Annotated in this window: 6 protein-coding genes; 1 reads left to right on the plus strand and 5 read right to left on the minus strand. The window is 71.0% G+C overall.

The features are described from left to right. Positions 1-42: 42 nt before the first annotated feature. The 4 genes from AC3EQ1_RS04000 to AC3EQ1_RS04015 all read right to left on the minus strand — a co-directional run bounded on the left by AC3EQ1_RS04000 (position 43) and on the right by AC3EQ1_RS04015 (position 6,781). Positions 43-2,955: an NHLP bacteriocin export ABC transporter permease/ATPase subunit gene (locus AC3EQ1_RS04000; protein ID WP_432092837.1), complete on the minus strand. Its 2,913-nt coding sequence runs from the start codon at positions 2,953-2,955 to the stop codon at positions 43-45. Positions 2,956-3,154: 199 nt separating this feature from the next. Next, complete coding sequence (locus tag AC3EQ1_RS04005) at positions 3,155-5,272, minus strand: NHLP family bacteriocin export ABC transporter peptidase/permease/ATPase subunit (protein ID WP_432092838.1); 2,118 nt, start codon at positions 5,270-5,272, stop codon at positions 3,155-3,157. A gap of 245 nt (positions 5,273-5,517) precedes the next feature. Next, entirely contained in the window at positions 5,518-6,324 is an 807-nt protein-coding gene (locus AC3EQ1_RS04010) for an HlyD family efflux transporter periplasmic adaptor subunit (protein ID WP_432092821.1), read from the minus strand. A gap of 247 nt (positions 6,325-6,571) precedes the next feature. Further along, entirely contained in the window at positions 6,572-6,781 is a 210-nt protein-coding gene (locus tag AC3EQ1_RS04015; RefSeq protein WP_432092822.1) for a type A2 lantipeptide, read from the minus strand. Between the two features lie 1,182 nt (positions 6,782-7,963). On the opposite strand from AC3EQ1_RS04015, the gene AC3EQ1_RS04020 reads away from it, so the two are divergent. Continuing rightward, on the plus strand, positions 7,964-9,133 hold the full coding sequence (locus AC3EQ1_RS04020; RefSeq protein WP_432092823.1) for a glycoside hydrolase family 113 protein: 1,170 nt from the start codon (positions 7,964-7,966) through the stop codon (positions 9,131-9,133). A 121-nt stretch (positions 9,134-9,254) separates the two neighbouring features. On the opposite strand, the gene AC3EQ1_RS04025 is transcribed toward AC3EQ1_RS04020, so the two are convergent. Then, a complete protein-coding gene (locus AC3EQ1_RS04025; protein ID WP_432092824.1) occupies positions 9,255-9,749 on the minus strand; it encodes a TipAS antibiotic-recognition domain-containing protein in 495 nt (164 codons plus the stop codon). Positions 9,750-9,822: the final 73 nt, after the last annotated feature.

Here is a 9,822-nt window from a genome sequence, read left to right on the forward strand (position 1 = left end):
CGGCGGCCGACGGCGTGCGTCATCGGGCGGCGGACGAGCGGGTCACTGGATCTGGCGGCGGACGAGCTCGCGGAACATGCCGCCCGTATCGGCGAGCAGGTCCGCGGGCGCCCCCTCCTGCACGACCCGGCCGTCCGACATGACGATCACCCGGTCGGCGTCCATGACCGTGGACAGCCGGTGGGCGATGACGACCCGGGTGGAGCGCAGTTTGCCGGTGCTCTCGCTCACCACGCGCTGGGTCTCGTTGTCCAGCGCGCTGGTCGCTTCGTCGAAGAACAGGATACGCGGGCGGCGGATCAGCGCCTGAGCGATCATCAGCCGCTGCCGCTGGCCGCCGGAGACGGTGCCGCCCCCGTCCGAGAGGACGGTGTGCATGCCCATCGGCATCGCCTTGATGTCCTCGGCCAGGCCGGCCATCTCCGCGGCGTCCCAGGCCTCTTCCAGCGAGAACATCTCGGCGCCGCAGATGCAGTCCAGGATGGAGCCGGTGAACGGCTGGGAGTTCTGCAGCACGACACCGCACTGCCGTCGCACCGCCGACTGGTCCAGCGCGGAGAGGTCCTGGCCGTCGTAGAGGACGTCGCCCGCGGTGGGCCGGTCGAAGCCGATGAGCAGCCGCAGCAGGGTCGACTTGCCGCAGCCGCTGGCGCCGACGATCGCCACGAACTCGCCGGGCCGCACCCGGAAGGAGACGTCGTCGAGGACCAGCGGGCCGTCGTCGCTGTACCGGAAGGACAGCCCGCGGGCCTCGATGCCGCCGGTCAGCTCGCCGGGCTGGGTGCTGCCGCCGCGGACCTCGGGGACCTCGTCCAGCACCGGCTTGATCTGCTCGAACATCGGGAGCACGGCGGCGGCCGAGAGCAGCGCGCCGGTGAGCTGGTTGACGGAGGTCAGCAGCATCGTCAACGCGGTGTTGAAGGTGAGGAACCCGCTGGTCGACAGCGATCCCCGGGCCGGGCCGGCGAGCAGCACGAACATGATGAGGGTGCAGAGCGGCAGGTAGACGGCGTTGACGACGGTGATGAGGTTCTTGATCCGGCCGACCCGCTGCTGGAGTTCCCGGCTGCGGGCGAACTCGCGGGCCCAGGCCGCGTAGGCGAAGCTCTCGGCCGCGGCGACCCGCAGTTTGGGCAGTCCGCGCAGGGTCTGGAACGCCTGGTTGTTGAGCTTGTTGTTGAGCTCGATCAGCCGTCGCTGCCAGCGCAGTTGCCACAGTCCCATGGCGAGGAACACCGCGGCGATCACGATCAGCATGCCGATCGCGGTCAGGGCCAGCGGGACGCTGTAGCAGAGCAGCAGGACGAGGTTGACCGCGCCGACCGTCCCGGACTGCACGGCGATCGAGCTGATCCCGGAGAGCACCCGCCGGATGGTGCTGATCCCCATGGCCGCGCTGGCCAGTTCCCCGGTGGACCGCTCGGCGAAGAACCGCGTCGGGAGGCGCAGCAGCCGGTCCCAGATGGCGGGTTGCAGGGTGGCCTCGATGCGCCCTTCCATGCGCAGGATGGAGGTGTTCTGCAGCAGCATGAAGGCGGCCGAGACCAGGGAGGTGGCCACCAGGGCCAGGGAGGTCTGGACGATGAGGCTGTTCTCGGCGTTCGGCACATAGGTGCCTAGCACGGTGCCGGTGGCGATGGGGACCAGCGCGCCGAGGCCGACCGCGACGAGGCCGCCCAGCACGAGGTTGCGCAGGTCCAGCCGGGTGCCGCGGAGGCTGAACAGCAGCAGCCGCCAGGCGGGCATCCCCTGTTCCGGCAGCGGCCGGTAGAACATCACGGCGCGGGGCTCGAAGCCGGCGGCCTCCGCCTTGCCCAGGCGCGTCCGCTCGCCGCTGGTCGCCTCCACGGCCTCGTACCGGCCGCGGCGCCAGAGCAGCGCGACCGGCTCGCCGGTGTCGGCGCGGTGGCCGACCAGGGGGCCGATGTTCTCCCGCCACCAGCGCCCGTCGAGCTTGATGACGCGGGTGCGGAAGCGTGAGCTGAGGGCGATGCGTTCGACCGGGTTGAGCCGGTCGTTGAGCGATCCGCCGCCGGAGGGCTCGCTGACGGTGATGCCGGCCGCGGCCGCCACCTTGCGGCAGACCTCCAGGGTGGCGTCGTCGGTTCCGGCGGCCGGGCCCGACCGGCCCCGCCGCGAACGGTTCATGGAGGCCAGCAGCGCCTGGTCGGCCTGGGCGCGTACGGTCTCGCCGGCCTCGATGCCCGCGGCCGTCCGGTCCTCGTGGGCGCGTTCGAGCTGCTCGATCCAGCCGTCCAGCGCGAACAGCAGCCGGGAGAGCTGGTTGACCATCTGCTGCCACAGGGCGCCGTCGATGAGCAGGTCGGCGGCGGCGTCGGTGCTGTAGGCGGCGCCGTACTGCACGCTGCCGGGCGCGACGGGCATCCACAGGATGTCGTCGTCGGCCGAGCCGTACACGGTCTCCACGGCCGCGGCCGGTGCCTCGTCGGAGTCGGGTCCGGGCGCGCCGGCTCCGGGGGCGAGCTGCCCGTCGAGGGGTGCTTCGAGGAGCACGCGCAGGCTGCGCCCCACGCCGCGGGCGAAGGCGTCGTCCAGCGCGGAGAGGGCCGTGGGTCCCTGGGACCAGGGGTCGGCGTAGCCGGTGGCGTCCGGCGCTCCGTACGCGGTGCCGTAGCCGTAGTGCGTGCCGTGGCCGTCGGAGTGTCCGTAACCGTCCGGGCTGCCGTACCCGCCGTGGGCTCCGTAGCCGGCCTCGGCCCCGTAACCGCCGTGCGCCGCGTACCCGTTCCCGGTGCCGTACCCGTTCCCGTACTCCGGGGCGTACTCGGTGGGGAAGAGTTCGCGGAGCTGGATCCGGCGCAGTACGCAGCCGCGCAGCGGCCGGCCGACCAGGGTGTGCCGGGGGCCCTCGACCGGGCCGAGCAGCAGGGTGCCGGTGCCGAGCCGGCCGAGGAAGTGCCAGTGGCCCTGCTGGCCGGCGTCGACGGCGAACAGGTCCAGCGCGCCGTCGGCCACCAGCCACAGCACGTGCGGCCCCTCCAGCGACAGGCTGCGCACACCGGCGCAGTCGACCGCGGTGCCCAGGCCCCCGAGGGCGTCGACCACCACATCGCCGGACCCGCCGGTGCCGGTGCCGGCACCGCTGCCGGGCTCGCCGGTGCCGGTGGCGGCGGGGTGGTGCACGGATGACACGTCAATGCTCCTTGACCAGCTCGGCGTACGGTCCCCCGGCGAGGACGAGGTCCTCGTGCCGGCCGCGCTCGACGATGACGCCGCGGTCCAGCACGACGATCTCGTCGCTGTCGCGCACGGTGCTCAGCCGGTGGGCGATGACGACGCAGGCGCAGCCCCGCCGCCGCAGGTTGTCGATGATGACCTGTTCGGTCTCGGCGTCCAGGGCGCTGGTGACCTCGTCGAGGACGAGGATGCTGGGCCGCCTCACCAGGGCCCGGGCGATCTCCAGGCGCTGCCGCTGGCCGCCGGAGAAGTTCCGGCCGTCCTGCTCCACCCGGCTGCGCAGACCGCCGGGCCGCCGGGCGATCACCTCGTGCAGCGCCGCGTCCTTGAGGGCGGCGGTGACGGCCTCGTCCGGGATGGACGGGTCCCACAGGGCCACGTTGTCGCGGACGGTGCCCTCGAAGAGGAACACGTCCTGGTCGACGAAGGACACCGAGGCGGACAGCGCGCTGCGGGAGAGGTCCTCCAGCCGCTGCCCGTCGATGCGGATGGCCCCTTCCCACGGGCTGTAGAGGCCCGATATCAGCCGGGAGACGGTGGACTTGCCGCTGCCGGAGCCGCCGACGAGCGCGACCTGCTGTCCCGGGCCGACCGACAGCGAGAAGTCGGTGAGCAGCGGCTTGTCCAGCGGGCTGTAGCCGAAGGTGACGTTCTCCAACGTCACATGGCCCTTGAGCCGGCGGGTGCTGGCCTCCGGCTCGCGCCGCGTGTACAGCGAGTCCACCGGGAAGTTCTCGACGTCCTTGAGGCGGGCGACGTCGGCGGCGAAGTCCTGGATGCGCCCGGCCACGCCGTTCAGCCGGGTGATGGGGGCGGTGAAGCTGGTCACCAGCGCCTGGAACGCGACGAGCAGGCCGATGGAGATGTGTCCCTCCACCGCCCGCAGCCCGCCGATCAGCAGGATCATGGCGCTGTTGAGCGTGGCGAGGGTCGGGGCGACGACGGCCAGTACGGCGCTGGGGACGCCGAGCCGCTGCTGGATGTCCAGGGTGGTGGCGTGCTGGCCGGCCCAGCGGCGGAAGTAGCCGTTCTCGCCGCCGGTGGCCTTCATCGTCTCGATGAGCTGGAGGCCGCTGTAGGAGGTGTTGGTGAGCCGGGCGCTGTCCGCGCGCAGCTTCTGGGTGCCGGTGGCCCGGATGCGGATCACCACCCGCATCGCGACCACGTTGAGCAGCGCGATCAGGATGCCGATGACGGTCAGCTGCGGATCGTAGGCCCAGAGCAGGAACGCGTACATGACCACGACCACGGCGTCCACGCCGGCGGCGGCGAGGTCGCGCGCCAGGGTCTCGGCGACGGAGTCGTTGGACTGGAGGCGCTGGACGAGGTCGGCCGGATTGCGCTGGGAGAAGAAGGTGACCGGCAGTCTCAGCAGGTGGCGCAGGAACCGGGCGCTGCTCAGCGTGGACGAGATGATGCGCCCGCGCAGCAGGTTCGCCTGTTGGAGCCCGGTGAGGACGGCGGTGAGGACCACGGCCGACCCCATCGACGCGAAGAGCACGCCGAGCAGCGACGTCTGGTGGCCGAAGAGGAACAGGTCGATGTAGGTCCGGCTGAGGGCGGGCACCGCGGCGCCGACGACGACCAGCAGGAAGCTGGCGATCACCGCGGCCAGCATGGTGCCCGAGGTGCCGCGCAGCCGGGCGGGCATGGCGCCCATGACGCCCGGTTTGCGGCCGCCGCGGCGGAATCCGTCGCCGGGCTCGAAGGTGAGCACGACGCCGGTGAAGCTGGAGTCGAACTCCTCCATGGGGACGAACCGGCGGCCCTTGCCGGGGTCGTTGATGTGCACCCCGCGACGGCCGAGGCGCCGCCCCATGCCGTCGTAGACGACGTAGTGGTTGAACTCCCAGAAGAGGATGGCCGGCCCGCGCACCTCGGCGAGCGCGGCGGGCTCCATCTGCATGCCCTTGGCCTGGAGGCCGTAGGAGCGGGCCGCCTTGAGCACGTTGCTGGCCCGGGAGCCGTCGCGGGACACGCCGCAGGCGATCCGCAGCTCCTCCAGCGGGACGTGGCGGCCGAAGTGGCCGAGGACCATGGCCAGGGACGCGGCGCCGCACTCGACGGCCTCCATCTGCAGCACGGTGGGGCTGCGGACGGTCTTCTGCCGGGTGCCCTTGGGCACGGGGGCGGGCCGCTTCGGGCGGCGGCGGCCGCCGCTCGGGCCGGGCCGGCGCCTGCCGCGGTCGGGCTGCGGGGCGGTGGAGGGGGCGTCCTGCGCGGCGCCGGAGGTGTTCCGGGGCGCGGTACCGGAGGTGTCCTGAGGCGCGGCGCCGGAGGTGTTCCGGGACGCGGTGCGGGAGGTGTCCTGGGGCGTGGTCACGGCAGCAGCCAATCGACGGGGCGCTGCTCGTCGAGGTGCACGGCTCCGCTGACCATGGTGGTGGATTCGATCGGGTACGGCGGCCCCTGTTTCGACGACCAGGCGTATCCGGACTTCGTTCCGGCGGACCGTTCGAGCCGGACCTTGACGGCGACCGGGTGGCCCTTGGCGGCGAACTGAGCGCCGAGCTGACTGTCCCCGAGGAAGCCGCTGATCTGCCGCCGGGTCTGCGGCACCCGTCCGACGGCGAGGACCCGGCCGCGGAGCACGCCGAACCGCTGGGTGGGAACGGACTGGACGGTGAGGTCCACCTTCGCTCCGACCGGGACCGTGGAGGCGTTGCTGCCCTGGACGTACACCATGGCGACCAGGGGGTCCTTGGCGTCGGAGACCCGCTCCACGGTCGCGACGTCGGTTCCGGTGGTCACCACGGAGCCGATCTTGGACACCAGGGAGGTCACCCGGCCCGGGGCCACGGCGCGGACCGCCCGGGTGCCCTGCTGGGTGCGGACGGCGAGCACGGGGGCCCCTGCCCGCAGGGTCTGTCCCTCTTTGGCGAGGACGGCGGTGACCTGCCCGGTCACCGGGCTCTGGAGGACGTAACTGCCCTCCGCGTGGGTGAGGATGCCGGGCGCGCTCAGCTTGGAGGACACGGTGCCGGTCACGGCCCAGAAGCCGGCGACGGCCATGACGACGACGGTGACGGCCAGCACGAGCCGCCCCTGGGGCCGTGCGAAACGCACGGGCACATCGAGCTCTTCAGGCGATTGCAGCTTGGAAAGCGCCTTTTGCCGGAACTGCACGGGACTATTCCTTCAACTGCATTCGTCTCGATCAGGCACAACGGTGCATGACCGTAACACAGCCATCGACGGACGGATCCGCCCTCGATTGCTGCCCATGGCAAACTGCGCATGACACACCGGGTGCGGCCGAAGACATCCGTGAACCCCGGAACAGAAGTTCCGGGGTTCACGACGGCCTCAGGGATTCAAGAGACCCCCGGGGCCGGGAGTCGCCCTCGGCTGTGCAGCCTGGTGGCGATCAGCCTCAGAGACCGGCGAGACCGGTGACCGGGGCGGTGTTGACACCGGTGACCTCGGTGGCCAGACCGGTCACACCGGCGACGGTCGGCAGAGCGGAGTCAACGGTGCCAACGGTGTCGGCGACGACCGGGCCGAGCACGCCACCGGAGATGTTGTCCAGGTCGGCGTCGGCAATCTCGCGGGTCTCGACCTGGGGGGTGAAGTCGTTACGCATGACCTGCGTTCCCTTCGTTTGCTTTGGGGTGTTTGAAAGAGATCCGACCGGTTCGGCGACAATCGATCCGGACGGTTCAACGGTCGTCTTTGATACCCGAAACCCGGGAACCATTTACTCAACTTCCGCGTCTCGCAAGATGAAATCACGGCGACCGGCACACCTGCCAGCCGAACAGGGCTTGTTTCGGCGAACGTTGCACGGCCTTAACGTCCTGACGTGCAGCTTTGATCACCGGATGGTGACGAGTCCTTCACATGGTTCACCGTTCAACTCTCCGCGAGGCACCTTTTCAGGGGTGCGACACCGGACATACCAGCGCGTAACTGCGGCACGTCGGGCGCCCCCACGAGGGCGCATGGGATTCGGGTGCGCCTTCTGCGAACGAGATGTGCAGGTTCCTCAACCGCGGTTTTGTGAACGGCACGTGACGGTGCACTTGGTTCAACGCGCCCAGCACGCACGACTCCCGTATGAATCGGGCCGATTCCCGACTTCCGGCGACGCCTCCGCCACTAGCCCCCGACAGCAATAGGAGCACGTTTTCCGCAATCTGGGGACCAGTTCGACGAAAAGGCCCGGACGGCAGAGAAATCGTACGTAGACGAAGAACCCGACCGCCGATCCCACCCGCCACCGGGGAGGGAATCAGGACGGAAACGGGACGGAATCGGTCACCAACTCGATGCGAACCGGTACGGGTTGTCGTCGAGTGAACCAGGACGACCCCAATCCGCCTCGCTCACTCAATATCACCCCATGCCGGAGTCATCGGCAACACGGAGCACACCGCCGCACCCACACCCAAAAGGGAAATCAAACGGACAGCATGCGCTCTTCCGCACCGGACATCCCGGCACACAGACGGACAACAGCCGACCCTTGCCGTTGTGTATTTCCCGTCACTGGATCACCGGATCGCCGTCATGTCCGCCCTGGGCGCCGCGAGTGTGCCGACGGGCGCTCGCCATCCGGGCCACCGGCGTGGGGCGGGCGTGGGGTCGGCGGACCGACCGTGCCGTGCGGAGCTCCACCGCACGGCCCCCGGCCTCGTCCACCCGGCCTCGCGGTCGCCGAAGGTGGGGCGGGTCGCCGAAGGTGGGGCGGGCCACCGACTTCCGTCGACGCAGCCGAGCCCGTCGGCCGATGCGACCCCGGCAACACCCCGCCCAGGCTGGCCCCATGACCTCCTCCATGCCCTCAGCACCGATCCCCCGCCGCACCCTGCTCGCCGGCACCGCGGCCCTGGCCACCGCCGGCGCCACCGCCGGCGCCACCGCCTGCGCCGCCGACCCCGCGCGTGCCCGTCCGGCGCCCTCCGGCACGGCGGCGTCGCCCCGGACCGTCTCCCCACTCACCCACAAAGGAGGCGGCCACAAGGGACTCGCCTGCAAGGGGCTCAACTTCGACACGGACCGCGACGTCTGGCGAACCGAGTACGTCCGCCGGGAGATCGCGGCCATCCGCGAGCAGCTGCACTGCAACGCGATCATGCTGCTCGGTCACGACCTCGACCGGCTGACGGAGGCCGCCTCGATCGCGGCCGCGCACGGGCTGTTCGTCTGGTTCGAGCCCCGGCAGTTCGACCGCGACGCGGAGGAGACCCTCGCCTTCCTCGGCAAGGTGGCACGCGCCGCCGAGCGACTGCGCACCCGCCACCCGGGCGTGGGCATCTCCGTCGGCACGGAGCTGACCATCTTCATGTCCGGCCTGGTACCGGGCAAGGACTACCTGGAGCGCGGCCGGGCGCTGCACCGTCCCGAGTCGGCCGGATTCCAGCAGCGGCTGAACACCTTCCTGGGCCGGGCCGTGCGGACCGTACGGACCCAGTTCCGGGGCCGCGTCACGTACAGCTCCGGGGAGTGGGAAGAGGTCGACTGGCACGGCTTCGACATCCTGGGGCGCAATCTCTACCGGACCGCGGACAACAGGGCCGGCTACACCGACCAGGTGCGCGCCCTGCACCGGCACCGCAAGCCCGTCGTCATCACGGAGTTCGGCTGCTGCACCTTCACGGGAGCCAGGGAGCAGGGCGGCATGGGCTACTCCGTGGTGGACTGGGAGCGGGAGCCTCCGGTGGTGAAGGACGGCTACGTGCGGGACGAGCGGGAACAGGCGGACGAGATCGGCGCGCTGCTGGACCTCTACGCGGCGGAGCGGGTGCACGGCGCGTTCGTCTACAACTTCATCGCCCCCGACTCACCCCACTCGCCGCAGCGCCGCCACGACCTGGACATCGCCAGCTTCGCCCTGGTCAAGACCTTCCCCACCGGCACACGGCGCGGCTACGCGGAGACCGGGCAGTGGGAGCCGAAGCAGTCGTTCCATGCGGTGGCCCGACGGTTCCGGTGAGCTGCTGTACCGGACGCGCGGCGCCGAGGCAGGGGAACGATGCAGGTGCAGCCGATGCAGGAGGAGGAGACCACCACCGTCCGGCCCTCTCAACTGGGCACCGGTTCCGTCGATACAGGCGTCAGCGCCAGGTAGCGGTGCTCGGGTCGATGCCGTGGGCCTGTGCGTTGGCGTCGATCACGCGGCCGAGCCAAGCGGCGAGTCCGGGGTGAACGCGGTCGTAGTAGGCGGTGAACTCGGCATCCTCCCGGTACATGCGCCCGAGGCAGACCTGCATCTCGTGAGTGAGGTGGAAGTAGGCACCGAAGGCTTCCCGGTGGCGTTCCGCGAGCCGGTCGGCTTCGGCGCTGCCGGGGACGACGCCGTCCTGCATCGCTCGAGCGAGGTCGCTTTCGAGCGCCGTGTTCGCCTGCGCGATGGCCTTCCAGTCGTCGGGTCCGCGGGTGGCGGCGCGTTCGGCGTACTGGGCCCATTGCGGGGTGTCCCCCCAGCGTTCCCGGGCGCGGAGGACCCCTTCGGGTTCCCAGTCGGGGCCGAAGATGGCGGCCTGTTGTTCAGCTGTCAGAAGGATGCCCTGCTCGTGCGCCCGGATCATCCGGTCCAGGCCCTCGTCCATGTCGTTGAGGCGTGCGATGCGCTCCTGGACCTGGTGGGGGGGGGGGGGGGGGGGGGGGGGGGGGGGGGGGGGG

It is taken from the genome of Streptomyces sp. bgisy100 (genome assembly GCF_057709105.1).